This is a genomic window from Nocardiopsis sp. NPDC055824, assembly GCF_053616335.1.
On record NZ_JBSHDN010000046.1, the window covers coordinates 1 to 24,603 of the forward strand.

A 24,603-nucleotide genomic window follows, 5' to 3' on the forward strand; every position below is an offset into this window, starting at 1 on the left:
GGGGACCCGGGCGGACCCGGGTCCCCGCCGGCGGTCAGGAGGAGACGGGCTCCTCGTCGGGGGTGAAGGGGCGCAGGTCGAGCTGGACGGCGCCGATCTGGAGCATGAGGAACAGGTCCTGGCGGCAGCCCCAGTGCTCGACGACCTTGCCGTCCCGGACCCGGTAGATGTGCATGTGCTCGAAGGCGACGTCGGCGCCGGTGGCCTCGATGCCCAGGAACTCGCGGACGTGGCGGCCGGTGAAGCGCAGGTGGATGACGGCCCTGTCACCGTCGGCGAAGCTGTCGATCCGGTCCCACCTGGCGTCGGCGAAGACGCTGTTCATCCACTTCGCGGTGCCGAGGTAGCCGTCGGGGCCGCCGGGGGTGCCGGGAGGGGCCTCGTGGTCGACGAACTCCGGGGCCACGTACTTGTGGGCGACCTCGGCGTCGAGCCCGTTGAAGATGTCGCCCATCTTGTGGGCGATGTCGAGGGTGGTCTCGGTCTGGGACATGGGTGTCTTCCTTCGCTGTGTCGGTCCGGCGGCGCTGCGGCCGCCGGGCTGTCGTTCCGTTCCGTGGTCGGGGTCCGCGGCCGTCCCGGGTACGGGGGCGGTCCGCGGCGGGCGTGCCGGGTCAGCCGACCTCGGCGCCGCCGTTGACGGGGATGTTCGCCGCGGTGACGTAGCCCGCCCCGTCGGAGGCGAGGAAGCGCACGGCGGCGGCGACCTCCTCGGGGGTCCCGGCGCGGCCCACCGCCGTGCGGCCGATCAGGGCCTCGCGGCGCGGGCCCGCGAGATCGGAGGTCATGTCGGTGTCCACCAGCCCCGGGGAGACGACGTTCGCGGTGATCCCGCGCTTGCCGACCTCTCGGGCGACGGAGTGGGCGAGGCCGATGAGCCCGGCCTTGGACGCGGCGTAGTTGGCCTGGCCGGGGGCTCCGACGAGGCCGGTGAGGGAGGAGACGTAGACGAGGCGGCCCCACCGGGCGCGCACCATGTCGGTGAGGACCGCGCGGGTGACGCGCAGCGCACCCACCAGGTTGGTGTCGACGACCTCCGTGAACTCGGCGTCGCTCATGCCGAGGAGGAGGCCGTCCCGGGTGATCCCGGCGTTGGAGACGAGGACCTCCACGGGCCCGTGGTCCCGGCGGACCCGTTCGACCGCCTCCTCGACGGAGCCGGGGTCGCGGACGTCGCAGCGCACGCCGTCGAGCCCGTCGGGCGGCGACCCGTCCCGGTGGGTGACGACGACCTCGTCCCCCTGGGCGGCGAACATGCGCGCGACCGCCAGACCGATGCCGCGGTTGCCCCCGGTGACGAGGACGCGGCGGCTCATCGGACGGCGTCCTCGGGCGTGCCGACCAGGCGCGCCAGCTCGGCGGCGGCCTCGGCGGTGTCCCCGAAGCGGATGGCCCGCCAGCCCGCCGCGAGGGCGCCCTCGCAGTTGCGCTCGTTGTCGTCCACGAGCAGGCACTGCTCCGGGGGGACGCCCGCGCGCCGCGCGGCCAGGTCGAACACCGCGGCCTGGGGCTTGCGCGCGCCGACCTCGAAGGACATCACCACGTCGTCGAAGAGGGCGTCGGCGTCCACCATGCGGCGCCAGTGGGCGTCCCAGGTGGGGACCATGTTGGAGAGCATCCCGACGAACACGCCCCGGGAGCGCAGGGCCTCCAGTTCGGCGACCCAGGCGTGGTTGGTCTCGCGGTCCTCGAACCAGTCGTCGGCCAGGGTCGTGATGCGGCGGTCGATGCCGTACCGCTCCCGCAGAAGGACGCCGATGCGGTCCAGCCACTCGGCCTCGGTGACGAGCGGGGTGTCGATCGGCTCCATGTAGTCGTCGGTGCCGAAGCCCTCGGTGACCTCGCCGATGACCGTGAGCAGGGCGTGCGCGTCGATGCCCGTGCGCGCGCAGAACTTCTGCATGGTCTCGGCGATGGGCGGGGTGAGGACGCCGCCGAAGTCGGTCCACACCGCGGTGACGCGGGAAGTGCTCATCGTGGGGTCTCCTCCGTCCCGAGGCGGGACGTGTCGGTGACGGTCAGGGTGGTGTCGGCGATCCGGGCGCCGTCCTGCTCGAAGCGGACGCGGCGCTCCCCGGTCGCGGCCCCGTCCGCCGGGGTGGAGGCGAGCACGGGGGAGGTCAGCTCCGCGAAGCCGGTGAAGCCGGCGCGGACGCCCGTGACGCGCCGGGCCCCCGGGGTCCCGGCGCCGCCGGGGACGGGCACGGCCAGCGCCAGCTGGCGGGCCGCCTCGGTGAGGACGGCCGCCGGCAGGTGGTCGTAGGGGTGGTCGAAGAGGGACGGGTTGTCCCAGCGGGGCCGGACCTCGGCGGTGAGCGCGCCGTCGCGGGCCACGGGGGCGCCCAGGACCACGTTCAGGGGGTTGGTGCGGCCGACGGTCCGCGGCTCGACCCCGGCCGGCGCGGCGGTCTGCCCGCTCGTCAGCGGCGCGGGCCCGCCCAGCTGGGCGTGGCGGACGGCCTCGTACTCGCCCGGCGTCAGGAACAGCACGTCCATGGTGTGGGTGCCGGCCCGGACCCCGTCCACGCGGAACACCTGCTCCACGCGCCCGGCCCGGACCCGGTCCCTCCTGCGGCGGACGACGGTGAACCGGTTGTCGATCACCAGCTCGCCGGGGCGGTCGCCGCACAGCAGCGCGGCGGGGTCCGTGTCGATGGCGAACCGGTCCACGATCATCTGCGTGCCGGCCCTGGCGCCCATGTGGGCGTGGGTCCCGGCGATGGCCGCCTGCCGGCCCGCCTCCAGCAGGAGGAGCACGTCGAAGACGGCCGGGCTCCGCCCGTGGTCGCTGAAGTAGCCGTGGTTCAGGGGGAGCTGGGCCGCGGCCACGACGTCGGTCTCCGACACCGGGCGCAGGTCGGTGACGAAGACCTCCGAGACCGCGCTCCGGTGCACCAGCGTGCGGTCGAGGGTCGCCCTGAAGCCGAGGTCGGCCGGAATGTCGATGTCCATTTCCGCGACGGAAGCCATTGCACCACCTCTCGCAAATTCATTGACCTTTGACAACAGCCTTGCACCGCCGAATAAAACACCGATCAATTTTCGATCAAAGTTGACCGCATGTCACTTTCGATGAATACGGGAGGTACAAAGGCGCAGTCTTATTGCGCGGCCCGCCGGGCGGTGGCCAAGCTGGTGGAAGACCGGCCCGAACAGCGGGCCCTCCGATCCGAAGGGAACCACGATGACCGAGAGGACGACCGTCGAAGAATCCGGCGCGATGATCGGGAAACTCCGCGAGATCGTCAGCCAGGAACTGGAACTGGAGGACGGAGAACTCACCCCCACCGGGCACTTCGTGGAGGACTACGAGGGCGACTCCCTCTCCCTGATCACCGTCGTGGCGCGCATCGAGAAGGAGGTGGGCGTGGTCATTCCCAAGACCGACCTGCCGCAGCTCCTCAACTTCGAGCTGCTCGCCGCCGCCGTCCGGGAGTACGGCGAGGTGGCCCGTGCCTGAGACCAGACGCGTCGTCATCACCGGCCTCGGGGCGGTGAGCAGCGTCGGCATCGGCGCCGACGCGTTCGCGGCGGCCATCCGCGAGGGCCGCAACGGCACGGCCGAGATCACCTCGTTCGACGCCTCCGGGTTCCCCTACCGGATGGCGGGCGAGGTCCGCGGCTTCGCGCCCCGCGAGATCCTCCGCCGGATCGACCCCGACCGGTGGGGCCGCAGCGGCCAGCTGGCCGCGGCCGCGTCCCGGCTCGCCCTGGAGGACTCGGGCCTGGAACCGGAGGCGGTGTCGCACGGCCGTTCGGGCGTGATCATGGGGACGACCAGCGGCGAGGCCACCGTGTCCTCCGTGCTCGGGGAGCAGTGGGTGTCGGGGCGGATGAAGGAGTTCTCGTCCCGCGTGGTCGCGCAGGCCCCGGCCAGCCAGATCTCCGCGGCGGTCGGCGCCGAGCTGGGCCTGGGCGGGGACACCCTGACCGTCCCGACCGCGTGCTCGGCCAGCAACTACGCCCTGGGCCACGCGTTCGACCTGGTGCGCACCGGCGAGGCCGACCTGATGTTCGCGGGCGGCGCCGACGCGGTGAACCGCTTCACGCACGCCGGGTTCCACGCCCTGGGCGCCCTCGCCCCCGACGTGTGCCGGCCCTTCGACAAGGACCGCGCGGGCATCATCACCGGCGAGGGCGGGGTCTCCCTGCTCCTGGAACCGCTGGACTCCGCGGTGGCGCGAGGGGCCCGCGTCTACGCGGAGATCCTGGGCTACGGGGTCAACTGCGACGCCAAGCACATGGTCCACCCGGACCCGGGGAGCATCGCCGCGTGCATCCGGGACGCGCACGCCTCCGCGGGGATCACCCCCGACCAGGTCGACTACGTGTGCGCGCACGGCACCGGCACCCCCACCAACGACGCCACCGAGGTACAGGCGGTGCGCGAGGTGTTCGGCGAACGCGTGCCGCCCATCAGCTCCATCAAGTCGATGATCGGCCACACCATGGGCGCGGCCAGCGGGTTCGGCGCGGTCGTGTGCTGCAAGGCCCTGCACGAGGGGTTCCTACCGCCCACCGCGAACGTCGGCACGGTCGACCCGGCCCTGGGGCCGGACCTGGACGTGGTCCCGGGACGCGGGCGCGACGCCGCCCCCCGGATCGTCCAGAACCACGGTTTCGCCTTCGGCGGCAACAACGTCATCACCATCCTCGGGAGGCCCGCATGACCGTCCTGGCGACCGGACCGGGCACCGCGGAGCGGCCCGCGCTCCCCGCCGCCGTCCCGCTCGCGATCACGTCCGCCGGCGTGGTGTCGGCGGCCGGGCTGGGCCTGGAGTCCCTGGGCGGCGTGCTCGACTCCGGCGGCATCGGCCACTCCGCCCCGGTGGGCGACGACGCCGACGACTACCCGCCGCTCGGGGTGCGCTCGGTGGAGGGGTTCCGCCTGCGCGACCACGTGGGCCGCAAGGGGACCCGCAACCTGGACCGGCTGACCGGGTTCGGGCTGGTCGCGGCCAAGCTGGCCCTGGCCTCCGCCCCCGCGGGGGCGGCGACCGACCGCACCGGGGTCGTCGTCACCACCAGCACCGGCAGCACCCAGAGCCTCATGGACCTGGCGGGCGACACGCTCCTCCAGGAGCGCCCCTACCTGGTCAACCCGTCGCGCTTCCCGAACACGGTACTCAACTGCTGCGCCGGCCAGATCGCCATCTGGAACGGGCTGCGCGGCGCCAACGTCACCCTCGCCGCGGGCCAGGCGTCCGGCATGAACGCGTTCCGGCACGCGCGGATGGTGCTGTCCCTCGGCCGCGCCGACCGACTCGTGGTCGGCGGGGTGGAGGAGCTGAGCGCACCGCTCGCCTGGGGCTGGCACGTCTCGGGGACCCTGGCCGAGGGCACCCCGATCGGCGAGGGGGCCGCCGCGTTCGTGGTCACCACCTCCGAGGCGGCGCGCGCCGGCGGCGCGGGGATCGCCGCCGAGGTGCTGGGCGTGGAGGTGGGCTTCCACCCCGCCTCGCGCGGGGACCGGGCCGTGGCCGTCGCCGAGCACGTGCGCCGCGCCCTGGACCGCAGCGGCGTCGCCCCCGGGGACGTCACGGAGGTCTCCCCCGGGTCCACCGGCCTGGTGGGCGTGGAGCGCGCCGAACGCCGGGGGATCTCCCTGGCCCTGGGCGGCCTCCCGCCCGTCCGCGACGTGACGCGGGCCGTGGGCCAGTGCTACAGCGCGGCCGGCGCCATGCAGGTCGCGGGGCTGCTCGCGGCGTGGCGCGGCGACCCGGCCGACCGTCCGCGCCTGGCCCTGGTCACCGCCGTGGGCCACGACGGCAACATCGGCGCGCTGGTCCTGCGCGAGGGGGGTGGCGCCTGATGCGCCCCGAGGGGACCCGGCACCGGAGAGCGGCCCCGGCCGGCACGGCGGTCCCGCCCCGGTCCGCGGGAACCGGACACCACCACGCGAGAGGAGGCACGCCATGGGACTGAACAGCGCACTGGTCGGCCGGGTCTACCGGTCCCCGGACACCTACGAGGTGGGCCGGGAGAAGATCCGCGAGTTCCGCGCGGCCGTCGGGGCGCCCGGGGGCGACGACGCCCCGCCGACCTTCCCCATCGTCCTCGCCATGAAGGCGCAGGAGGCGGCGGTGCTCGACCCGGAGCTGGGCTTCGACTTCTCCCGGGTCATCCACCGCGACCAGTCCTTCCGGCACACCCGCCCCGTCCGCCCCGGAGACGTGCTCACCGTCGAGGTCCGCGTCACCCGGGTGGAGACCCTGGGCGCCAACGACCTGGTGGCGCTGCGCAGCGACATCCGCACGGCCGGGGGCGAGGACGTGTGCACCGCCACCACCACCCTGATCACCTGGGCGGACACCCCATGACCACCCCCACCGCACCCCTCCCCGACGTGTCGCACGCACCCGGCGCGCGGCTCCCCGAGCGGCGCTTCGCCCTCACCCGCGCCGACCTGGTCCGCTACGCGGGCGCCTCGGGCGACTTCAACCCCATCCACTACGACGAACGCGCGGCCGGGGCCCTGGGCCTTCCCGGGGTCATCGCCCACGGGATGCTCACCATGGGCCTCGCCGCGACCGCCGTCACCGGGTGGTTCGGCCCCTCGGCGCAGGTCGCCGAGTTCGAGACCCGGTTCGCGCGCCCGGTGGTCGTACCGCCCGGGGAGGGCGTGGAACTGGCGGTCTCCGGCCGCGTCGACGCCGTCCTGGACGGCTCCCGCGTCCGGGTCGTGCTCACCGCCCTGTGCGGCGGCGAGCGCGTCCTGGCGCGGGCCCGGGCCGTGGTGGTCACGGGCCGATGAGCGCACAGGGCACCACGCACGCCTCCCCGCTGGTCCGCACCCGCCGGGTCGGGTCGCCGGAGTTCCGGCTGTTCCTGCTGCACCACGCCGGCGGTGCGCACACCGCCTTCCGGGGGTGGGGCCGCCGCTTCCCCGAGGGCTGGGACGTGTGCGCGGTCGAGGCCCCCGGCCGGGGCAGGCTGCTCCACGAGCCGTTCGCGGCCGGGATGGGACCGCTGGTCGACCGGCTGGCCGGGGCCGTGGCGCCGCTGACGGACGTCCCCTTCGGGGTGTTCGGGCACAGCATGGGCGCGGCCGTCGGGTACGAGCTGGTCCGGGAGCTGGCCGGTTCGGGCACGGCCGAGGCCGCCTGGCTGGGGATGTCCGGCTATCCGGCGCCCGGCCCGGGGGCCGACGACGACCCCCGCCGGCTGTCCTCCGACGAGCTGCGCGCCCGGGTCGGCGGTCTGAGCGGCATGCCCGCCGAGGTGCTGGCGGACGACGCCCTGTGGGCCCTGTTCGAGCCGCGCATGCGCGCGGACCTGGCCCTCGTGCGCAGCTGGCGGGCGGCAGGCCCTCCCGGCCCGCAACCGGTCCCGGTGACCGTGTTCGCCGGGGAGTCGGACCCCGTGGCGGGGCCGGAGCTGGTGCGGGGCTGGGCCGGCGCGGCCCCGCGCTTCCAGGGGCTCCGGTGCTTCCCCGGCTCCCACTTCTACCTGAACCGCGCCCGCGACGCGGTGATCGGGGCGATCACCGAGGAGGTAGCCCTGGCGACCGCCGCCCGCGGCGCGGAGCCGGTCCCGTCCCGGACCGGTGCCGGGCCTCCGGCCGCCGGGGAGGCCGCGGTCCCGGCGGCCCCCGGACCGGACCGCGCACGGCCCTCCTGAGACCACCCGGGTCCCGCGCGCCCCTCGGCCGGGCGCACGGGGCCACCCCCTTGGCACACCCCCGCACCACCAGAGAAACGGAAGGACCCGACATGACGGACAGACCAGTGGCGATCGTGACCGGAGGATCCCGGGGCATCGGCCGGGCCGTCGCCCTGCGCCTCGCCGACGACGGCTACGACATCGCGTTCTGCTACCGCAGCGCCGGCGAGGCCGCCGCGAGCACGGCCGAGAAGATCCGCGCGGCCGGCGCCGCCTGCTACAGCGCCGCGTGCGACGTCGCCGACCTGGAGGCGGTCCAGGGCTTCGTCGCCGGCGCCAAGGCCGCCCTCGGCGACCCCGAGCTCCTCGTCAACTCGGCGGGCATCCTCCGCGACGCCCCCGTGGCGGTGATGGACGCCGCCGACTGGAGCGCGGTCATCGACACCAACCTCACCGGCACGTTCAACCTCTGCCGCAGCACCGTCTTCGACTTCATCAAGAACCGGCGCGGCTGCGTCGTCAACATCTCCTCCGTCATGGGGATCCACGGCAACGCCGGCCAGGGCAACTACTCCGCGGCCAAGGCCGGGATCAACGGCCTCAGCAAGGCCATGGCCAAGGAGGTCGCCCGCTACGGCATCCGCGTCAACGCCGTCGCGCCCGGCTTCATCGAGACCGACATGACCCGGGGCCTCAGCGAGAAGGTGCGCGACAGCGCCCTCGCCAAGGTCCCCCTGCGCCGCCTGGGCAGCGCCGAGGACGTCGCCGACCTGGTCTCGTTCCTGGCCTCCGACCGGGCCTCCTACATCACCGGCCAGATCGTCCAGGTGGACGGCGGCGTCGTCATCTGACCCGGCCGGGCGCGCCCCCGGGCCGCGCCGCCCGCACCGTCCCCCGGACCCGAACCACCGCACCGTTTCGCGGCCACCGCGAACAGCACCCACACCAAGGAGAGACGCCATGACCGCCACCGACACCGCCCTCATCGACGAACTGCGCGAGATCGTCGCCGACGTCCTGGAGGTCGAGCCCGAGGAGATCTCCGAGACCGGCCTGTTCTCCGAGGAGCACGAGGCCGACTCCCTCCAGGCCATCGAGGTCCTGGCCCGCATCGAGAAGACCCTGCGGATCGCCGTCCCCCAGACCGAGCTGCCCGACATGGGCAGCCTCGACGGCGTGTACCGCGTCGTCTCCCGGTACACGGAGGGGAACGCCTGATGCGCCGGGTCGTCGTGACGGGCCTGGGGCCCGTGTCCAACGTGGGGACGGGGGCCGCCGCGTTCGGCGCCGCCGTGCGCGCCGGACGGTCCGGCGTCTCCCCCATCACCTCCTTCGACGCCTCGGGGTTCCCGCACCGCAACGCGGGCGAGGTGCGCGACTTCGCGCCGCAGGAGATGGTGGAGCGGCTCGACACCGCCGAGTGGGGCCGCTCCAGCCTGTTCGCGGCGGCCGCCGCACGGCTCGCGGTCGCCGACGCCGGGCTCGACCCGGACGAGCTGTCGCGTGCCGGGGCCGGCTCGGTCATGGGCACCACCAGCGGGGAGTCGCAGATCATCGAGCGGCTCACCGAGGAGGAGGTCGCCGGGGGCTGGGAGAGCCTCAGCCCCCACCTGCCCCGGCAGGTCCCCGCCTCCCGGCTGGCCTACGCGGTCAACCGGGAGCTGGGCCTGACCGGTGAGGCCATGACCCTGGCCACGGCGTGCTCGGCGGGCAACTACGCCATCGGGTACGCCTACGACCTGGTCCGCACCGGCGCGGCCGACTACATGCTGGCGGGCGGCGCCGACTCGGTGCTCCGCTGGGCCCACGCCGGGTTCTTCCGGCTGGGCGCGGTCGCCGAGGACGTCAGCTCCCCCTTCGACCGCGACCGCTCCGGCATCATCACCGCCGAGGGCGGGGCGGCCCTCGTCCTGGAGAGCCTGGAGGGGGCGCTGGCGCGCGGCGCGCAAATCTACGGCGAGGTGCTGGGCTACGGGCTCAACTGCGACGCCGACCACATGGTGTCCCCCGACCCGGTCGGCATCGCCGAGTGCATGCGCCGGGCCCACGCCAACGCCGGGATCGAGCCGGGGGACGTGGACTACATCTGCGCGCACGGCACGGGCACCCCCGCCAACGACCTCGCGGAGGCCACGGCGGTCCTGGACGTGTTCGGCGGCGCCCCGCCGCCGATCAGCTCCGTCAAGTCGATGCTGGGGCACACCATGGGCGCGTCGAGCGCGTTCGGCGCCATCGCGTCGCTGATCGGCATGCGGGAGGGGTTCCTGCCGCCGACCACCAACTTCTCCCACCACGACCCGGCCCTCGGCGGGATCGACCCGGTGCCCAACGAGGCGCGCCCGGCCGACGTGCGGATCGTGCAGAACAACGGGTTCGCCTTCGGCGGCAACAACGCCATCACCGTCTTCGGGAGGGTCTCATGAGCAGCACACGGGGCGGGTCCCCGGTCCTGGCCGTCACCGGCTGGTCGGCGGTGTCACCGATCGGCACCGGGGCGGCCGGGTTCACCGAGGCGGTGCGCACGGGCCGGACCGGCGGCGCCGACGTCAGCGGGATGTTCGACGCCCCGCTGCCCACCGGCCGGGCGCACGCCATCCCGGACTTCCGGGCCGCGGACCACCTGGGCCGCAAGGGCACCCGCCACCTGGACCGCAGCACCGCACTGGCGCTGGTGGCGACCAAGCTGGCGCTGGAGTCCACCGACGCCGCCGTGGACGGCGACGCCGCGGGGCGCGCGGGGCTCGTGCTGGGCACGACGGCGGGCAGCATCCGCACCACCAGCGAGTTCAGCCGGGACACCCTCGTCGAGGAGCGGCCCTACCTGGTCAACCCGGTGATGTTCCCCGGCGCGACGATCAACTGCCCCGCGGGGAGCAGCGCCATCCGGCACAAGCTGCGCGGGGTGAACGCGACCGTCGCCGGCGGCCAGATGGCCGGGCTCAACGTGCTGCGCTACGGCGCGCACCTCATCGGCGGCGGGCACGCGGACGTGCTCCTCGCCGGCGCCGTCGAGGAGTTCAGCCCGCACATGGCGTGGGGGCACCGGGCCCTGACCGAGGGGTACGACGTGCCGCTGGGCGAGGGCTCCGCCGTGTTCGTCGTCGAGGACGCCGAGCGGGTCCGCTCCCGGGGTCGGACCCCGGAGGCGGAGGTCCTGGCGTCGGCGTTCGGCACCGGCGGGCCCGACGACACCGCCCGCACCCTGGAGGCGAGCGTCGTCCGGGCCCTGCGCCTGGCGGGCGTGGGCGCCGACGAGGTGTGGGGGGTGGCCACGGGCGAGCACGGCGTCGAGGGCCTGGACGGGGCCGAGGACGCGGGCGTGCGGGCGGCCCTGGGCGACGGGCCGGTCCGCATCCGCGTCAAGCGGCTGGTCGGCGAGTGCAACAGCGCCTCCGGCCCGTTCCAGCTGGCGGCGCTGCTGGCCCACCACCGGACCGACCCCGGCCTGGACGGGCGGGTGTCCGTGCTGACCTCGGTCTCGGCCGACGGCGCCGCGGGGGCGGCCGTCGTCCGCGGACACCGCCTGCCGGACGGCACCGTTCCCGCGGAGACGCACGACGAGGAGGGTGACGAACTGTGAGGAAGCCGCCGAGACTGTACTTCGCGTTCCGCAGCCCGTTCTCGTGGATGGCGCTGCGCCGCCTGGAGGAGCTGTACCCCGAGGCGGTGGACACCGTCGAGTACCGGCCGTTCTGGGAGCCCGACGCCGACCTGCTGGCCCGGCTGCGCGCCGGTGGCGGCGAGTTCCTGTACACGCCCATGAGCAAGGCCAAGCACCTGTACATCCTCTACGACACCAAGCGGTTGGCGGCCTCGTTCGGCTACACGATGTCGTGGCCGGTCGACGTGGACCCGTGGTGGGAGGTCCCGCACCTGGCGTGGCTGTACGCGCGCCGCGAGGGGAAGGAGCGCGAGTTCTACCGCGCGGTCACCGAGGCCAGGTGGGAGCGCGGCGAGAACGTCTGCGACCCGGCCCTGGTCAAGGACCTGGCCGCGTCGGTCGGGCTGGACGGCGAGACGGCCGCGTCGGCCGCCCACGACCCGGACCTGCGCGAGGAGGGCCTGAAGGCGCTCCACGACCTGTACCAGGACGACGTGTTCGGGGTCCCCTACTTCCGGGTGGGGCGGCACCGCTTCTGGGGGCTGGACCGGCTGGACGCGGTCACCGACGCGCTCGGGCTGGAGCGGGAGGCGCGGGCCGCCGACCCTCCGTCCCTGGCCCGGGTGCCCGTCCCCGACCTGTCCCCGCCGCCGACCGACCTCGACACGGACACGGCCGGGGGCTGCGGATAGGACGGCGGCCGGGACCGCCGCCCGGGCGGGGCCGCGGACACCCCTTCCCGGTCCGCCGCCCTCCCGGACGGGCCGGGAGGGCCCGCGGCGGCCCCGGCCCCCGCCGTCCGGCTAGCCTGTGCGCATGCGGGAAGGCACACGCGAGACCGTGCTCCGGTGGGGCCGCCCGGCCGCCGGGGCGGCCCTGTGGACCCTGCTCGGGGCGCTCACCGTCGTCGAGCTGTTCGACTCCCGCGACCGGCCCCCGGTGTTCGAGGCGCTCGCCCTGGTCCTCGCCCTGGCCGTCTCCGCCGTCCTGTCCCGTCCGCACCCGCTGACCGCCCTGGCCGTCATGCTCTGCGCGGCGGTCCTCCAGATGACGGCGTCCGGGGTGCTCCTGGTGGAGACCTTCGTCCTCACGCCGTGGCTGGCGCTGCTGCCGCTGGCGTTCCTGGCCGGGCTGCGCTCCGAGCGGGTGCGCCCGGTGACCGCGATGGTGGTGGCGGCGTGCGTGTTCACCCTGGCCGTGTTCGCCGCCGCGGGACTCCTGTCCGGGTACGACACGCGCACCTTCCTGTCCCGCTCCGTGGACTGGCTGGGCGGGGCGCTGACCGTCGCCCTGACCACGGTCACCCCGTGGCTCCTCGGCCGCTACCTGCTGCTGCGCGGACGCCTGGCGCGGGACGGCTGGGCCATCGCCGAGCGGATGGAGCGCGCCCGCGCCGCGGACGCCGACCGCGCCCGCCTCCGGGAGCGGGCCCGGATCGCGACGCGGATGCACGACTCCCTGGGGCACGACCTGGCGCTGATCGCGGTGCGCGCCGCGGCCCTGGAGATGTCCGCGCCCGACGGCTCGGACCGGCGGAACGCCGCCGCCGAACTGCGCACCGCCGCCCACGAGGCCAACCTGCGCCTGCGCGAGGTCATCGGCGTGCTGCGCGAGGGCGACGGCGACGCGCCCGCCGAACCGGTGTCCGCCCTGGTACGGCGCGCCGCCGACGCGGGCATGCCGGTCCGGCTCCTGCGGGAGGGGACCGACCCCGACCCGGGTTCGCCTGGCGGCGCCGCCGTGCACCGGGTCGTCCAGGAGGCGCTCACCAACGCGGCCAAGTACGCGCCGGGGTCCGAGATCACCGTGAGGGTCGTCCGGGAGGGCGGGCTGACCCGGGTGTCCGTCCTCGACACCGGGCCTCCGGGCGCGATGCCGGCCCTCCCGGCCCGCCGGGGTCCGGAGGGGTCCGGCCTGGCCGGGCTGCGCTCCCTCGTGGAGGGGTTGGGCGGGGAACTCGCCACCGGGCCCGCCGACGGCGCCCCCGGCCGGGGGTTCTCCGTGCGGGCGACCGTCCCCGACGCCCCCTCCGGCGGGGACGGCGCCGTGTCCGCGCCGGGGGACCCGGCCGGGGCGGACGCGCCGTCGCAGACGCGGCGCGCCCACGCCGAGGCCCGGGCCCGCGCCCGCCGGCGGCTGGTGGCCGCCGTGGCCGTCCCCGCCGCCCTCGGGGCCGGGGCCGCCCTGGCGGGGTTCGCGCTGCTGTGGTGGGTCGGGACGAACAGCGTCCTGCCGCCGGAGGCGTACGGACGGATCTCCGTCGGCGACGACCGGGCCCTGGTCGAACAGGAGCTGCCCCGCTTCGCGTACCCCCGCCAGTCGGTCGACGACCGGCCGCCCGACCCGCCGGGCTCCGTGTGCTCCTACTACCTGGTCCGCCACGAGAACGGGCTGCCGCCGGTCTACCGGCTGTGCTTCGCGGACGGCGTCCTCGTCGCCAAGGACGAGATCCGGCGCTTCGAGTGAGGGGGCGCGCCGCCGGTAGGGTGTCCGGGTGAACGCGACAGACGGTGGACGCGACGCGGGCGTCGCGGGCACGACGCTGCGCGTCGTCCTCGCCGACGACGAGGCGATGATGCGCGCGGGCCTCCGCGCCATCCTGTCCTCGGTGCCCGGCATCGAGGTCGTGGGAGAGGCCGCCGACGGCGCCGCCGCCGTGGCCCTGGTGGCGGAGCACCGGCCCGACATCGCCCTGCTCGACGTCCAGATGCCCGGCACGGACGGCCTGGCGGCGACGGAGGCGATCGTCGCGGAGTACCCGGGGACGGCGGTCGTCGTCCTCACCACCTTCTCCGAGGACGCCTACATCGGCCGGGCCCTGGCGGGGGGCGCCGACGGGTTCGTCCTCAAGAGCGGGGACCCCCAGCAGCTGGTGGCGGGGCTGCGCGCCGTCGCGGACGGCGGCGCCTACCTGTCGCCGGAGGTGGCGCGCCGGGTGATCGACGAACTCGACGCCTCCGGCCCCCGCCTGTCCCGGGCGTCGGCCGCCCGCGAGCGGGTGGGCCGGCTCACCGCGCGCGAGCGCGAGGTGCTGGCGCTGGTCGGCGAGGGCTGCTCGAACGACGAGGTCGCCCGCCGCCTCGCCATCGCCCCGGGCACCGTGAAGGTGCACGTGGGGGCCATCCTCACCGGGCTCGGCGTCCGCAACCGGGTCCAGGCCGCCGTCCTCGCCCACGAGGCCGGACTGCTCCGGGGGCGCTGACGCCGCCCCGGCCGGGCTCTGCTGCTCCGCGGCTCCGCGCCCCTCCCGCGACCACCGGGCGGTCCGCCCCGCCGGAGCCGCCGACCCGGCCGCCGGGGAGGCGCGGCCTTCCGCCCGCCTACCCCTTTGTGCCTATCCGCCCGCTGCCGTCCAGGCGATGTGCGGGGGCGCCCCGGAGGGCGAGGATGCTGCACATGATCAGCACTGGCTCCGCCGGGAGGAAGCGCGCGCTCGCCTACGGGTCCGCCGCGCTCGTCCTCACCGCGACGTTCTCCGCCCCCGCCGCCATCACCGCCGCCACCAACCCGGGAAGCGTGGTCCTCCACCCTCCCGAGCCCACCGGTCCGCACCCGGTCGGCCGCACGGAACTCCACCTCGTCGACCCCGGCCGCGGCCACCCCTGGGCGGAGGGCTCCGACGACAGGGACCTCACGGTGAGCGTCTGGTACCCGGCCGTGGACGGCGGGGAGGAGCGGGCCCCGTACATGACCAGGTCTCTCCAGGGAACGCTGCGGAGCGAGCTGGAGCAGGTCGGGCTCCACCGCGACACCGTGGACCTGGAGTCGTCCCGCGCCAACGCCCTCCTGGACGCGGACGCCGCGGTTGACGCGGGCCCCTTCCCCGTCGTCCTCTTCTCCCCCGGCTTCCGGATGAACCGGTTCCTCAACACCTCGAACGCCGAGGAGCTCGCCTCCCACGGCTACGCGGTCGTGTCCATGGACCACACCTACGAGACGCCCGCCGTCGACCTGCCGGACGGGCGCGTCATCCGGACCCGGGTCCCGGACACGGAGACGGAGACCTACCAGGAGGCCATCGCGGTCCGGACGGCGGACGCCCGCTTCGTCCTGGACCAGGTGGCGGAACTGGCTGCCGGGCGCAACCCCGACGCGGACGGCCGGGAACTGCCCGCCGGCCTGGGCGGTTCCCTCGGCACCGACGCCCTGGGCATGTTCGGCCACTCCGCCGGGGGCCTGACCACGGCCGAGACGATGCTGGTGGACGACCGGATCGACGCGGGCGTCGACCTGGACGGCACCCTCTCGTACCACACGGGCGACGGGGTGTGGGCGGACTCCACCCTGGAGGGGGCGGACCGGCCGTTCGCGATCCTCGACGCCGGGCTGTCGGGTATCCGGCGCCTGCCGCACAACAGCGGGTACAACGAGGCCTTCCAGAGGTTCGTGCAGGCCTCGTCCGCCCCCGTCCTGGAGCTGTACACGGCCGACGGCGAGCACATGGGCTACACGGACCACCAGTGGATCCTGCCCGCCCTCGCCGAGGTCCACCGCCCGGACTCGAACGCGTGGCACGAGGCGGTCGAGGCGGGCATCGGCACGATCGACCCCGAGGAGTCGGTGCGGACCCAGCGCGCCTACATCACGGCGTTCTTCGACGCCCACCTGCGCGGCGAGGACGTGCCGCTGCTCGACGGGCCCTCCGCCGACTTCCCCGCCGTGGAGTTCGTGGAACAGCCCTGACCGGCGCCCGCCCCGGGCGAGGGGTCGGGCGGTCGCGAACCCGGAATGATCTGCGGCCGGGGCCCTGATTCGTGAATTGGTCGGCAATGCGGGGAGGACGCGCCGGGGCGCGGGACGCACGGAAGCGGACGGCGCCGCCTCCGCCGCGGACCGCCGCAACGGAGGCGGCGCGCACGGGCACGCGCCCCGGGCCCCGCCGATCAGCCCGCTAGACGTCGCGGACGCGCAGCTCGGTGCGGGCCACGATCTGCGCGGCCACGGCCCAGCCCACCACCGCCAGAATGTTCACCGGTCCGTCGTAGGGCGCCGTGTAGAACCCCACGTCGCCCCCCGCGTAGAACTCGACGCCGGCCAGTCCCGGCATCAGCGACGCGGCGTCGTTGATCGCCTGCACCTGGGACAGCTGCATGACCATCGGCAGGCCCAGCAGCACCAGGAAACCCAGGGTGATCGTGCCCGGCATGCTCCGCAGGGCCGTACCGACGCCGGTGAACAGCACCGCGAACAGTGCCATGCACAGGCCCGCGCTCAGCGCCGCCACCGCCGCCTCCGGCACGTCGACGCCCGTGTACGGGGCCACGAACCCCGCCAGCACCGTCACCCCCACCAGGGTCGAGAGCACCCCCACCGCGAAGGCCAGGACCGCGGACACCAGTGTGCGCGCCGCCAGCACCACTCCCCGCCTCGGCCGCCACAGCAGCGTGCTCGTGACGCTGTGGTTGGCGAACTCACCGGTGGAGGCGAGCGCCGCGAGGACCAGCACCGCGAACTGCACCAGGTAGTAGTGCCCCTGGGAGGTGAGGCGCATGAACGCGGCGCTGTCCGCCTCGTCCGGGTTCTCCAGGATGCGCGTCAGCTCGGTGTACCCCATCAGGGCCGCGAACACGGCCATGCCCGCCAGCGCCACCGCGACCACCGCCCAGGTGGACCGCAGCGACGACTGCCGGACCCACTCGGCCCCGGTCTCCCGGAGGAGTTCGGCGCCGGCCCGGGGCGGCCCCTCCCCGCCGACGCTCCGGGGCGCCCCGGCCCCCGGCCCCCTTCCGCGGGCGACCGCTCCGCCGGTCTCCTCCCCCGGAGCCCCGTTCCCCCGCCCGGCCCGTCCGACCCTGCGCGTACCGCTCATCCCGTCCCGTCCTCGCATTCCGCCGCCTCCGGTGCCCTCTCCGTCCCGCCGCCGTCCCGTCCGCATCAGGCCGCCGTCCCACCGGTCCCGACCGGGGACGCCGGACCCGCCGCCCCGGCGCCGTTTCCCGTGCCGGAGGCCCCGGCGGACCGCCGCGCGGTCCCCGCCGCACGGGAGCCGTACTCGACGGCGTCCCCCGTGAGCTCCAGGTAGGCCTGTTCCAGCGACGCCTCCACGACCCGCAGGCCGTGGACCCGCGCGCCCGCCGCGTGCGCGTGGTCGCCGACCTCCTCCGCGCCGAGTCCGAACACGCGCAGCCCGGCGGCGGGGCCGCCGCGCTCCCCCGCCGCCCGTCCCCGGCCCGGTGCGCCGGGGACCGCCTCCCCGCCGGTTCCCTCCCCCTCACCGGGGCGTTCCGCGCCGACCGCGCCCCCCGCCCCGCCCCCGCCGTCCCCGGACACGTCCTCGACGCGCACCCCCGGGCCGGCCTTCTCCAACCGCTCCCGCAGCCGACCGGCGTCCGGACTGTGCACCAGGACGTGCTTGCGCGACCACGCCGCGATCACGTCGTCGAGGGGGGCGTCCGCGATCAGCCTCCCCCTGCCCACGACGACCAGGTGGTCGGCGACCATCTCCATCTCGCTCATCAGGTGGCTGGAGACGAACACCGTGCGGCCCTCGGCGGCCAGCCCCCGCGTCAGGTCGCGCATCCACCGCACGCCGTCCAGGTCGAGCCCGTTCACCGGTTCGTCGAACAGGAGCACGCCCGGGTCGCCCAGCAGGGCGTCGGCGACGCCCAGCCGCTGCCTCATGCCGAGCGAGTACCCGCCGACCCTCCTGCGGTCGACCTCCGCCAGCCCGACCTCCCCCAGGACCTCGTCCACGCGGCGCCGGGGGATCCCCGCCCCCACCGCCTTCGCGGTGAGGTGCGCGCGGGCGCTGCGGCCCGGGTGCGCGGCGTCCGGGGACAGCAGTGCGCCGACCTCGCGCGAGGGGCGCGCCAGCCGTTCGTAGACCCGCCCGTTGACCAGGGCCTCCCCCGACGTGGGCCGGACCAGGCCCAGCAGCACCAGCATCGTGGTGGACTTCCCGGCGCCGTTGGGGCCCAGGAACCCGGTCACCCGCCCCGGCTCGGCCGTGAACGTCAGCCCGTCCACGGCCTTCCCCCTCCCGTAGCGCTTGGTCAGGTCTCGTACGGTGATCACCGCGTCCCCCTCTTCTCTCCGGAACCTCGGTGCACCACGCTAGGAACCGGCGGCCCCTCCCCACATCTGTGGTTCGTCGGGGCCCGACTACTCACTTGTGCCTAGAGTCCGGAGGCGCCCATGCGCGAGACCGACCGCCGCCACGCGGAACTGCTGTGGAGGCACCACCTCATGGGTCACGGGACGCGCCCCGCCGACATCGCCGTCGCGCTGGGCAGCACCAACCTGGGGGTGGCCGCCCACGCGGCCGGGCTGTACCACCGGGGCCTGTTCCCGGTCCTCGTCCTGAGCGGGGGCAACAGCCCCTCGACCCTCGCCCGGTTCCCGCGCGGGGAGGCCGTCCACTACCGCGAGCACGTGCTCTCGCTGGGCGTCCCGGACGAGGCGGTGCTGGTGGAGCCGGACTCCGCCAATACCGGGGAGAACATCGCCTTCACCCGCGACCTCGTCGCCCGGAGCGGGCTGGACCCGCAGACCGTGCTGGTGGTCTGCAAGCCGTACATGGAGCGGCGGGCGTACGCGACCGTCCGCAAGCTGTGGCCGTCCGTGGAGCCCGTGTGCTCCTCCGCCCCCCTCTCGCTCGACGAGTACATCGCGGACATCGGCGACGCGAAGCTGGTGGTGGACATGGTCGTGGGCGACATGCAGCGGGTGATCGAGTACCCGGCGCGCGGTTTCTCGATCCCCCAGCCGGTGCCGGAGGACGTGCTCGCGGCCTTCGACGCGCTCGTCCGCGCCGGGTACAACGGCCGACTCATCGCCCCCTGAACGACCTGGCCGGTCGGTCTCCCCGGTCGGTGGGACCGGTCCCGGACCGGCGGGCCGCCCGGGAGGGCCCCGGTGTCCGGGGTGCGCCGGCCCCGCCCGTTTCACGGGGCCGGGACCGCGGGTAGGCCCCGTTCGAGGCCGGACCGACCCGGCCGGAACGGGGGAGGACATGCGGGCGTCCGTCGGCGACCACGTGCACATGCACGGCGTCACCAGCACAGAGGGGCAGCACACCGGGGAGATCGTGGAGGTGCGCGGGGCCGAGGACGGCCCCCCGTACGTGGTGCGGTTCCCGAACGGCCAGGAGCGGTTGATCTACCCCGGCCCGGACACGGTGGTAGAGCCCCGCAACCCGGTGGACTGACGGCGGCGCGGGGCGGCGGGGCGGCCGCCCGTCCGGGAGCGGGACCCCGACCGCCCCGCACTCGGTGGTCCCGCCGTCCGGTCATTCGGTCATTCGGTCACGCGGTCACGCGGTCACGCGGTCCAGGAAACCCGCCAGGTTGGTCGTGGCCCGCTCGATCTGCTCGTCCACGGTGAGGGACTCCTCGAACCGGCCGCCGGTCTCCGGCGCCTTCTTGCCGCGCACGTACAGCGAGCAGGCGAAGTCCGTGCACATGTGCAGTCCCACCGTGTTCCCCTCCCGCCCGGCCCGCCCCGCCCGGGGCGCGGCCATCAGGGTCACCCCCTGGCCCGGGTGCGTCGTCAGGCACACCGAGCACATGCTGCGGCGCAGCCCCGTTCGCACGCTCGGCAGCCGGAACGCCACCCCCACGAGCCCCTCGTCCCGTTCGATGACCAGGTAGGCGCGCTCGTGCGCGGTGTGGTCACGCCAGCCGAGGAAGTCCAGGTCCTCCCACGGACGCGTCGCGAGGTCGCGCGGCAGGGCCAGCCTCGTCGCCTCCCCCTTGGAACAGTTGACGAACGATCCGCGGATCTCCTTCTCGGTCACAGCTCTCATGGTGGAAACGCTAGACCTGCGCGGACGTCCCCGGCAACGGGATATCCACCGCGGGAGCCGGGCCCCGTGCCGTCAGGCGTCCGGGGGGACACCCTCCCGGCCCCACGCGGCCAGCACCCGGTCGATGCGGTCCGCGATGCGGGAGCGCGCCTCCTCGCGGGGGACGCCGGCCATCAGCAGTTCGTCGTAGTCGGTGTCCTCGTGCCGGATCGACGCCACGACCGCGCGGCGCACCGCCCCGGGGTCCAGGGCGCGGCCCGCCGCCGACCGGCCCACCCTTCCGCTGCCGCGGGTGCCCGCGTGCTCCGCGATCCGCAGCGCGCGGCCGTCCGGGCACCCCGGGAACCTGAGGGCGATCTCCTCGGCGAAGCGCCCCTGGAACTCCACGTCCTGCGCCGCGCGGCGGACCGCGTCGCGCTCGCGGCGGCGCTCCCGGACGTCCTCGTCCGCCAGGCACAGGGTCTCGGCCCTCTCCAGCGCGCGCTCCTCCACGAGCAGGCCCGTCCTCCGGTGCTTGCGGCGGGAGGGGACCCAGCGCATCACGACCGCCGAGAGCCCGCTCTCCTTCTTCGCGCGGCGGGTGAGCGCGGCGTCGCCCGCCGGCAGGAAGACGAGGTGGTCCATGTCGGTGCAGGACAGGCAGTGCGCGGCATCGTCCTCCACGCACCGCAGGTCCGTCCCGGGCTCCCCGCAGGAGGCGCACTCCCACGGCCCCGCGGACTCCAGCACGACGAGGTCGGGGGCCTTGGTACGGCGCTTCTCCTCCCGCTTGCGCTGCGCCCCGGTCGCGTCGGGCGATATCCAGTGGGAACGGAAGGCCTCTTCCCAGTGCGGATCCCCGTCGGCCGTGAACCGCAGGTCGCGCCGCTCACGGGACGCGGCGAGGTACTCGCCCTCCTCCCGCGTCATGCGCTGCCGCTCGGCCCACGCGCGCAGGAGCTCGACGGCCTCGCGCTGCCGGGCGGCGGGCGCCTGGACGAGCGCGTCGAGGGAGTCGGCGCGCCCCTGGCGCCAGGTGTCGAGGGCCTTGTCCGTGACCCATCCCAGGGAGGCGAACGCGTCCAGCACGGACACCGCCCCGCGCCGTGCGACGGCGCCGGTCGCGGCGGCCTCCACCCTGCGTCCCAGCTTCGTCCCCAGATCCGGCTGCATGCCCGTGTTCCCCGACCGTTCCGCTCATCCGACGTCTCGGCGCACCAGCCTAGTGTCGCCTCCGCCCTGGGCGGTCCGGCCTTCGCACCCGGCGGCCGGGGCGGCGGGGCGGGGCGCCGGGACACCCGTCGACGTGCCCGGGGGCGCGGCGGAGCCGGGGCTCAGTCCCGCCCGAGGAGGCGGGCGACGTGGAGAACGGCGCCGGAGGCGAGGGCGGCGAGTGCCAGCGAGGCGGCGAAGGAGGCGCCCCAGAGGACGACGCCCTCCAGCGCGACCCACTCCTCGAGGGCGCGGCGGGTGGCCTCCCGGGACACCATGAACACGAGCACGAAGACCGCGAAGGAGACGACGGAGGAGATCCTCACCCGGTTTCCTCCCCACTGTCCGGTGCCGGCGCAGGCACGGCGCACACCCTATCGGGGGCGCACCGGAGGCCGTGAACCGGGACGCCGCCGCGACCGGCCCCGCCCGCCGGGCCGGGCCGACCCGGCGGGCTCCGCGATCCCGGAGACCTCCGCCTCCTCCTCCCGGGGAGCCCCGTCCGGAGCACGGCCGCCCCCGCCATGACCGGGAGCCGACCCCGCACCGTTCCACCGCCCCCGCATCCGGTGACGCAGGTCACGGTCGCCGACACCACCATCCCGCCATCACCTTATGAATATGCTTGGATACTAATAGTCATGAAACATGACGGCGTCCTCCCCCTCGCCTCCCCCGAGCCCCTCGTCCGGCCGGCCCCGGTCGCCGACCCGGACGAGGAGCTGCGCGCGCAGCTCACGCACACCCTCTACGGCCCGGCCCCGGAGTTCGCCAGGATCCACGCCCCCTGGCGCGCACTGGTGGCCGCACCCGCGTTCGGCCCCCGTCCCGGACTCGGCCCGCAGGAGCGGACCGCGCTCTCCTACGAACGCCTCCGCCTGCTCAACGACACCCTGGGCTCGGCCCGCGACCTCGCCGCCTGCCCGGACCGCCTGGCCTCCCTGCACGAGTGGGCGTCCTTCGTGGACGGCGGTCTGACCACCGTGGCGGGCATCCACTACAACCTCTTCCTCGGCAGCCTTCTCGACCACGGGCACGAGGCGCTGGACGGGTTCGGGGACATGCACCGGATCGGCACGTTCCTGTGCACCGAGCTCGACCACGGGAACGACGCCGCCTCGCTCCGCACCACCGCCACCCGCGACCCGGACACCGGCGGATTCGTCCTGGACACCCCCGCGCCCGGGGCCCGCAAGTTCATGCCCAACACCGGCGCGGCGGGCGGCCCCAAGTCCGGGGTGGTGGCCGCGCGCCTGGTCGACCGCGGGCAGGACCTCGGGGTGTTCCTGTTCCTCGCCCCCCTGACCGGGGCGTCCGGCCCGCTGCCCGGCGTCACCGTCGAGCCCCTGGACGACAAGTCCGGCAGCCCCGTCGACCACTGTCTGACCTCGTTCGACGGCGTCGTCCTCCCCGCCGCCGCCATGCTCTCCGGCGAGCACGGGCGCTTCGACGGCGACGTGTTCACCAGCACCCTGGGCAACCGGCGGGGGAGGTTCCTGCGCGCCATCGACCGGGTCACCGTCGGCAAGCTGTGCATGAGCGCGGCGGCGGTCGGCGCCACCAGGGCCGCCGTCGCGATCGCCGTCGCCCACGGCCTGGCCCGCGAGGTCACCGCACCGCACGGCGGGAGGCGGATCCCGGTGTTCGCGATGCGCAGCCACCACGGTCCGCTCGTCGGGGCCGTCGCGACCGCCTACGCCATGACCCTGCTCCACCGGGCGACGTGCAGGGCCCACCGGGAGGGCGCGGAGCACGCCGAACGCCTCGCCGCGGTCACCAAGGGCTGGACCACCTGGAGGGCCCGGGAGGTGGTGACGGAGTGCCGCGAGCGCACCGGGGCCCGCGGCCTGTTCCGCGCCAACCGCCTCGCCGACCTGCGCACCGATATCGAGGGGATCGTCACCGCGGAGGGCGACAACGTCGCCGTGTGGGTCAAGGCCGGCGCGCAGATGCTGCTCGACCACCCGCTCACGCCTCCCCCCGCCGCACCCGCGGGCCGCGACCTCTCCGACCCCGTGTTCCTCCTCGACCTGCTCACCGCCGTGGAGTACGTCCACCTCTCCCGCGCGCGCCTGCGGCTGCGGCGGGCAGCCGCGGGCGACCCCCTGAAACGCTGGAACGCGGCGGCGCCCCACGCCCTGCGGGCCGTCGACGCGCACGCGCAGCGGCTCGCGGCCCGGGAACTCCTGGCGGCCGCCGTGGAGGGCCCCGCCTCTCCCGTGCTCACGGACCTGTTCCGGCTCTTCGCCCTGGAACGGCTGTCCCCGCACACCGGCGACCTGCTCGCGGAGGGGTACCTCTCGGCCGGTCAGGTCACCGGGCTGCCCGACCTCGCGGAGGACCTCGTCGGCGCCCTCGCGCCGCGCACGGAGGTCCTGGTCGCGGGGTTCCACATCCCCGCCCCGGTCCTGGCCGCCGTGCCCGTCGCCGACGGCCGCGCCGACGAGGGGCTCCTGTCGCACCGGCGGTGACGGAAGCCGGGCGGCACGCGTCCCGGCCGTGTCACACCCCGGCCCGGCCGGGGCCGCGGGCACACACTGGGCACGGGCCCGGACACCGCCGGGCCCGCGTCGAGGAGGACACATGGAACTCGGTCTGCACATAGCCGACTTCACCTGGGCCGGCGGGGCCCCCGCACTGGGCCGCACGCTCGCCGAGACGGCCCGCCACGCCGAGGCGGCGGGGATCGCCCGCATCACCGTGATGGACCACCTGTGGCAGATGGGCGACGCCACCGGCCCCCGCGAGAACGACATGCTGGAGGCCTACACCACCCTCGGGTTCCTGGCCGCGAACACCGAGCGGGTGCTGCTGCACACCCTGGTCACGGCGGCCGTGTACCGGCATCCCGGCGTCCTGGCCAAGCAGGTCAGCACCCTGGACGTGCTCTCCGGCGGCCGGGCCGGGCTGGGCATCGGCGCCGCCTGGTACGAGGACGAGGCGCGCGGGCTCGGCATCCCGTTCCCGCCGACGGCCGAGCGGTTCACACGCCTGGAGGAGACCCTCCAGATCTGCCTCCAGATGTGGGGCGACGGCGACGGCGCCTACCAGAGCGAGCACTACCAGCTGGCCCGCACCCTGAACTCGCCGCAGAACCTCTCCGTCCCGCACCCGTACCTGATGGTCGGCGGCACGGGCGAGCGCAAGACCCTGCGGCTGGTCGCGCAGTACGCGGACGCCTGCAACCTCTTCGGCGGCCCCGAGGCCCGGCACAAGCTCGACGTCCTCAGGGACCACTGCGACGCGGTGGGCCGCGACTACGACACGATCGAGAAGACCGCCACGTTCCCCTTCACGCCGAACACGACCCGGGGCGCCCTGGTCGGACAGCTGCTGGACCTGCGGGAGGCCGGGTTCACTGTGGCGTACGCGTTCGGCCAGGGGTTCCCGGACCCCCGCCGCGCGATCGACCTGCTGACCTCGGCGCTCCCCGAGGTCGCCGAGGCGTAGGCCGCGCCTCCGCGGC

At 75.2% G+C, this 24,603-nt stretch carries 27 protein-coding genes; 18 read left to right on the top strand and 9 right to left on the bottom strand.

Annotated features, from left to right (window positions below):
• Window positions 1-34: 34 nt before the first annotated feature.
• The 4 genes from ACWGL3_RS12375 to ACWGL3_RS12390 form a co-directional block, all read right to left on the bottom strand.
• Entirely contained in the window at window positions 35-493 is a 459-nt protein-coding gene (locus ACWGL3_RS12375) for an ester cyclase (protein WP_267947875.1), read from the bottom strand.
• A 121-nt stretch (window positions 494-614) separates the two neighbouring features.
• Window positions 615-1,316: a 3-oxoacyl-ACP reductase FabG gene (fabG, locus tag ACWGL3_RS12380; protein ID WP_267947874.1), complete on the bottom strand. Its 702-nt coding sequence runs from the start codon at window positions 1,314-1,316 to the stop codon at window positions 615-617.
• On the bottom strand, window positions 1,313-1,975 hold the full coding sequence (locus tag ACWGL3_RS12385) for an HAD family hydrolase (RefSeq protein WP_267947873.1): 663 nt from the start codon (window positions 1,973-1,975) through the stop codon (window positions 1,313-1,315). Before ACWGL3_RS12385 ends, fabG (ACWGL3_RS12380) begins: the two co-directional genes overlap by 4 nt.
• Entirely contained in the window at window positions 1,972-2,970 is a 999-nt protein-coding gene (locus ACWGL3_RS12390) for an AfsA-related hotdog domain-containing protein (protein ID WP_267947872.1), read from the bottom strand. Before ACWGL3_RS12390 ends, ACWGL3_RS12385 begins: the two co-directional genes overlap by 4 nt.
• A gap of 214 nt (window positions 2,971-3,184) precedes the next feature.
• Between ACWGL3_RS12390 and ACWGL3_RS12395 the strand changes: the two genes are divergently transcribed.
• The 14 genes from ACWGL3_RS12395 (at window position 3,185) to ACWGL3_RS12460 (ending at window position 15,886) form a co-directional block, all read left to right on the top strand.
• Window positions 3,185-3,460 (top strand): acyl carrier protein, encoded by a 276-nt coding sequence (locus ACWGL3_RS12395; RefSeq protein WP_267947871.1) that lies wholly within the window; start codon window positions 3,185-3,187, stop codon window positions 3,458-3,460.
• Window positions 3,453-4,670: a beta-ketoacyl-[acyl-carrier-protein] synthase family protein gene (locus tag ACWGL3_RS12400; RefSeq protein ID WP_452461281.1), complete on the top strand. Its 1,218-nt coding sequence runs from the start codon at window positions 3,453-3,455 to the stop codon at window positions 4,668-4,670. Before ACWGL3_RS12395 ends, ACWGL3_RS12400 begins: the two co-directional genes overlap by 8 nt.
• Window positions 4,667-5,812 (top strand): beta-ketoacyl synthase N-terminal-like domain-containing protein, encoded by a 1,146-nt coding sequence (locus ACWGL3_RS12405; protein WP_452461282.1) that lies wholly within the window; start codon window positions 4,667-4,669, stop codon window positions 5,810-5,812. Before ACWGL3_RS12400 ends, ACWGL3_RS12405 begins: the two co-directional genes overlap by 4 nt.
• 103 nt (window positions 5,813-5,915) lie before the next feature.
• Entirely contained in the window at window positions 5,916-6,320 is a 405-nt protein-coding gene (locus ACWGL3_RS12410) for an FAS1-like dehydratase domain-containing protein (protein WP_267947868.1), read from the top strand.
• On the top strand, window positions 6,317-6,754 hold the full coding sequence (locus ACWGL3_RS12415; protein ID WP_267947867.1) for a MaoC/PaaZ C-terminal domain-containing protein: 438 nt from the start codon (window positions 6,317-6,319) through the stop codon (window positions 6,752-6,754). Before ACWGL3_RS12410 ends, ACWGL3_RS12415 begins: the two co-directional genes overlap by 4 nt.
• Window positions 6,751-7,620 carry a thioesterase II family protein gene (locus tag ACWGL3_RS12420; RefSeq protein WP_267947866.1) on the top strand — a complete coding sequence of 290 codons (870 nt, stop codon included), beginning with the start codon at window positions 6,751-6,753 and terminating at the stop codon, window positions 7,618-7,620. Before ACWGL3_RS12415 ends, ACWGL3_RS12420 begins: the two co-directional genes overlap by 4 nt.
• A 92-nt stretch (window positions 7,621-7,712) precedes the next feature.
• Window positions 7,713-8,453, top strand: a complete 741-nt coding sequence (fabG, locus tag ACWGL3_RS12425; RefSeq protein WP_267947865.1) for a 3-oxoacyl-[acyl-carrier-protein] reductase — start codon at window positions 7,713-7,715, stop codon at window positions 8,451-8,453.
• Window positions 8,454-8,562: 109 nt separating this feature from the next.
• Window positions 8,563-8,820 carry an acyl carrier protein gene (locus tag ACWGL3_RS12430; RefSeq protein WP_267947864.1) on the top strand — a complete coding sequence of 86 codons (258 nt, stop codon included), beginning with the start codon at window positions 8,563-8,565 and terminating at the stop codon, window positions 8,818-8,820.
• Window positions 8,820-10,025, top strand: coding sequence for a beta-ketoacyl-[acyl-carrier-protein] synthase family protein (locus ACWGL3_RS12435; RefSeq protein ID WP_267947863.1), 1,206 nt, complete (start codon window positions 8,820-8,822; stop codon window positions 10,023-10,025). The genes ACWGL3_RS12430 and ACWGL3_RS12435 overlap by 1 nt, the downstream gene beginning before the upstream one ends.
• On the top strand, window positions 10,022-11,182 hold the full coding sequence (locus ACWGL3_RS12440; RefSeq protein ID WP_267947862.1) for a beta-ketoacyl synthase N-terminal-like domain-containing protein: 1,161 nt from the start codon (window positions 10,022-10,024) through the stop codon (window positions 11,180-11,182). Before ACWGL3_RS12435 ends, ACWGL3_RS12440 begins: the two co-directional genes overlap by 4 nt.
• Window positions 11,179-11,895 (top strand): 2-hydroxychromene-2-carboxylate isomerase, encoded by a 717-nt coding sequence (locus tag ACWGL3_RS12445; protein ID WP_267947861.1) that lies wholly within the window; start codon window positions 11,179-11,181, stop codon window positions 11,893-11,895. Before ACWGL3_RS12440 ends, ACWGL3_RS12445 begins: the two co-directional genes overlap by 4 nt.
• A gap of 124 nt (window positions 11,896-12,019) precedes the next feature.
• On the top strand, window positions 12,020-13,669 hold the full coding sequence (locus ACWGL3_RS12450) for a sensor histidine kinase (protein WP_267947860.1): 1,650 nt from the start codon (window positions 12,020-12,022) through the stop codon (window positions 13,667-13,669).
• Window positions 13,670-13,697: 28 nt separating this feature from the next.
• On the top strand, window positions 13,698-14,405 hold the full coding sequence (locus tag ACWGL3_RS12455) for a response regulator (RefSeq protein ID WP_267947859.1): 708 nt from the start codon (window positions 13,698-13,700) through the stop codon (window positions 14,403-14,405).
• A gap of 194 nt (window positions 14,406-14,599) precedes the next feature.
• A complete protein-coding gene (locus ACWGL3_RS12460) occupies window positions 14,600-15,886 on the top strand; it encodes an alpha/beta hydrolase family protein (protein WP_267947858.1) in 1,287 nt (428 codons plus the stop codon).
• A gap of 208 nt (window positions 15,887-16,094) precedes the next feature.
• Here ACWGL3_RS12460 and ACWGL3_RS12465 read toward each other — a convergent pair whose 3' ends face one another.
• Window positions 16,095-17,012, bottom strand: a complete 918-nt coding sequence (locus ACWGL3_RS12465; protein ID WP_267947857.1) for an ABC transporter permease — start codon at window positions 17,010-17,012, stop codon at window positions 16,095-16,097.
• A 65-nt stretch (window positions 17,013-17,077) separates the two neighbouring features.
• Window positions 17,078-18,217: an ATP-binding cassette domain-containing protein gene (locus tag ACWGL3_RS12470; protein ID WP_452461283.1), complete on the bottom strand. Its 1,140-nt coding sequence runs from the start codon at window positions 18,215-18,217 to the stop codon at window positions 17,078-17,080.
• A 120-nt stretch (window positions 18,218-18,337) separates the two neighbouring features.
• On the opposite strand from ACWGL3_RS12470, the gene ACWGL3_RS12475 reads away from it, so the two are divergent.
• Together ACWGL3_RS12475 and ACWGL3_RS12480 are read left to right on the top strand one after the other, a co-directional pair.
• On the top strand, window positions 18,338-18,985 hold the full coding sequence (locus ACWGL3_RS12475; protein WP_267947855.1) for a YdcF family protein: 648 nt from the start codon (window positions 18,338-18,340) through the stop codon (window positions 18,983-18,985).
• A 169-nt stretch (window positions 18,986-19,154) separates the two neighbouring features.
• Window positions 19,155-19,349, top strand: a complete 195-nt coding sequence (locus ACWGL3_RS12480) for a DUF1918 domain-containing protein (protein ID WP_267947854.1) — start codon at window positions 19,155-19,157, stop codon at window positions 19,347-19,349.
• Window positions 19,350-19,454: 105 nt separating this feature from the next.
• On the opposite strand, the gene ACWGL3_RS12485 is transcribed toward ACWGL3_RS12480, so the two are convergent.
• The 3 genes from ACWGL3_RS12485 to ACWGL3_RS12495 form a co-directional block, all read right to left on the bottom strand.
• Window positions 19,455-19,946, bottom strand: coding sequence for an FBP domain-containing protein (locus tag ACWGL3_RS12485; RefSeq protein ID WP_267947853.1), 492 nt, complete (start codon window positions 19,944-19,946; stop codon window positions 19,455-19,457).
• A 72-nt stretch (window positions 19,947-20,018) separates the two neighbouring features.
• Window positions 20,019-21,098 (bottom strand): DUF2293 domain-containing protein, encoded by a 1,080-nt coding sequence (locus ACWGL3_RS12490; protein ID WP_267947852.1) that lies wholly within the window; start codon window positions 21,096-21,098, stop codon window positions 20,019-20,021.
• Between the two features lie 161 nt (window positions 21,099-21,259).
• The gene (locus ACWGL3_RS12495) at window positions 21,260-21,463 is read right to left on the bottom strand and encodes a hypothetical protein (RefSeq protein WP_267947851.1); all 204 of its coding nucleotides are present in this window, start codon (window positions 21,461-21,463) and stop codon (window positions 21,260-21,262) included.
• Window positions 21,464-21,778: 315 nt separating this feature from the next.
• Here ACWGL3_RS12495 and ACWGL3_RS12500 point away from each other — a divergent pair, with 315 nt between their 5' ends.
• Complete coding sequence (locus ACWGL3_RS12500) at window positions 21,779-23,608, top strand: acyl-CoA dehydrogenase family protein (protein ID WP_267947850.1); 1,830 nt, start codon at window positions 21,779-21,781, stop codon at window positions 23,606-23,608.
• A 112-nt stretch (window positions 23,609-23,720) separates the two neighbouring features.
• Window positions 23,721-24,587, top strand: coding sequence for an LLM class F420-dependent oxidoreductase (locus ACWGL3_RS12505; protein ID WP_452461284.1), 867 nt, complete (start codon window positions 23,721-23,723; stop codon window positions 24,585-24,587).
• Window positions 24,588-24,603: the final 16 nt, after the last annotated feature.

Excerpts from the sequence above, each read along its gene's own strand:
- ACWGL3_RS12475 (WP_267947855.1), top strand. The coding sequence starts at position 18,338 with ATGCGCGAGACCGACCGCCGCCACGCGGAACTGCTGTGGAGGCACCAC.
- ACWGL3_RS12395 (WP_267947871.1), top strand. The coding sequence starts at position 3,185 with ATGACCGAGAGGACGACCGTCGAAGAATCCGGCGCGATGATCGGGAAA.
- ACWGL3_RS12420 (WP_267947866.1), top strand. The coding sequence starts at position 6,751 with ATGAGCGCACAGGGCACCACGCACGCCTCCCCGCTGGTCCGCACCCGC.
- ACWGL3_RS12490 (WP_267947852.1), bottom strand. The coding sequence starts at position 21,098 with ATGCAGCCGGATCTGGGGACGAAGCTGGGACGCAGGGTGGAGGCCGCC.
- ACWGL3_RS12405 (WP_452461282.1), top strand. The coding sequence starts at position 4,667 with ATGACCGTCCTGGCGACCGGACCGGGCACCGCGGAGCGGCCCGCGCTC.
- ACWGL3_RS12390 (WP_267947872.1), bottom strand. The coding sequence starts at position 2,970 with ATGGCTTCCGTCGCGGAAATGGACATCGACATTCCGGCCGACCTCGGC.
- ACWGL3_RS12500 (WP_267947850.1), top strand. The coding sequence starts at position 21,779 with ATGAAACATGACGGCGTCCTCCCCCTCGCCTCCCCCGAGCCCCTCGTC.
- ACWGL3_RS12450 (WP_267947860.1), top strand. The coding sequence starts at position 12,020 with ATGCGGGAAGGCACACGCGAGACCGTGCTCCGGTGGGGCCGCCCGGCC.
- ACWGL3_RS12430 (WP_267947864.1), top strand. The coding sequence starts at position 8,563 with ATGACCGCCACCGACACCGCCCTCATCGACGAACTGCGCGAGATCGTC.
- ACWGL3_RS12465 (WP_267947857.1), bottom strand. The coding sequence starts at position 17,012 with ATGAGCGGTACGCGCAGGGTCGGACGGGCCGGGCGGGGGAACGGGGCT.
- ACWGL3_RS12415 (WP_267947867.1), top strand. The coding sequence starts at position 6,317 with ATGACCACCCCCACCGCACCCCTCCCCGACGTGTCGCACGCACCCGGC.
- ACWGL3_RS12435 (WP_267947863.1), top strand. The coding sequence starts at position 8,820 with ATGCGCCGGGTCGTCGTGACGGGCCTGGGGCCCGTGTCCAACGTGGGG.
- ACWGL3_RS12385 (WP_267947873.1), bottom strand. The coding sequence starts at position 1,975 with ATGAGCACTTCCCGCGTCACCGCGGTGTGGACCGACTTCGGCGGCGTC.
- ACWGL3_RS12485 (WP_267947853.1), bottom strand. The coding sequence starts at position 19,946 with ATGAGAGCTGTGACCGAGAAGGAGATCCGCGGATCGTTCGTCAACTGT.
- ACWGL3_RS12440 (WP_267947862.1), top strand. The coding sequence starts at position 10,022 with ATGAGCAGCACACGGGGCGGGTCCCCGGTCCTGGCCGTCACCGGCTGG.
- ACWGL3_RS12505 (WP_452461284.1), top strand. The coding sequence starts at position 23,721 with ATGGAACTCGGTCTGCACATAGCCGACTTCACCTGGGCCGGCGGGGCC.
- fabG (WP_267947874.1), bottom strand. The coding sequence starts at position 1,316 with ATGAGCCGCCGCGTCCTCGTCACCGGGGGCAACCGCGGCATCGGTCTG.
- ACWGL3_RS12375 (WP_267947875.1), bottom strand. The coding sequence starts at position 493 with ATGTCCCAGACCGAGACCACCCTCGACATCGCCCACAAGATGGGCGAC.
- ACWGL3_RS12410 (WP_267947868.1), top strand. The coding sequence starts at position 5,916 with ATGGGACTGAACAGCGCACTGGTCGGCCGGGTCTACCGGTCCCCGGAC.
- fabG (WP_267947865.1), top strand. The coding sequence starts at position 7,713 with ATGACGGACAGACCAGTGGCGATCGTGACCGGAGGATCCCGGGGCATC.
- ACWGL3_RS12460 (WP_267947858.1), top strand. The coding sequence starts at position 14,600 with ATGATCAGCACTGGCTCCGCCGGGAGGAAGCGCGCGCTCGCCTACGGG.
- ACWGL3_RS12480 (WP_267947854.1), top strand. The coding sequence starts at position 19,155 with ATGCGGGCGTCCGTCGGCGACCACGTGCACATGCACGGCGTCACCAGC.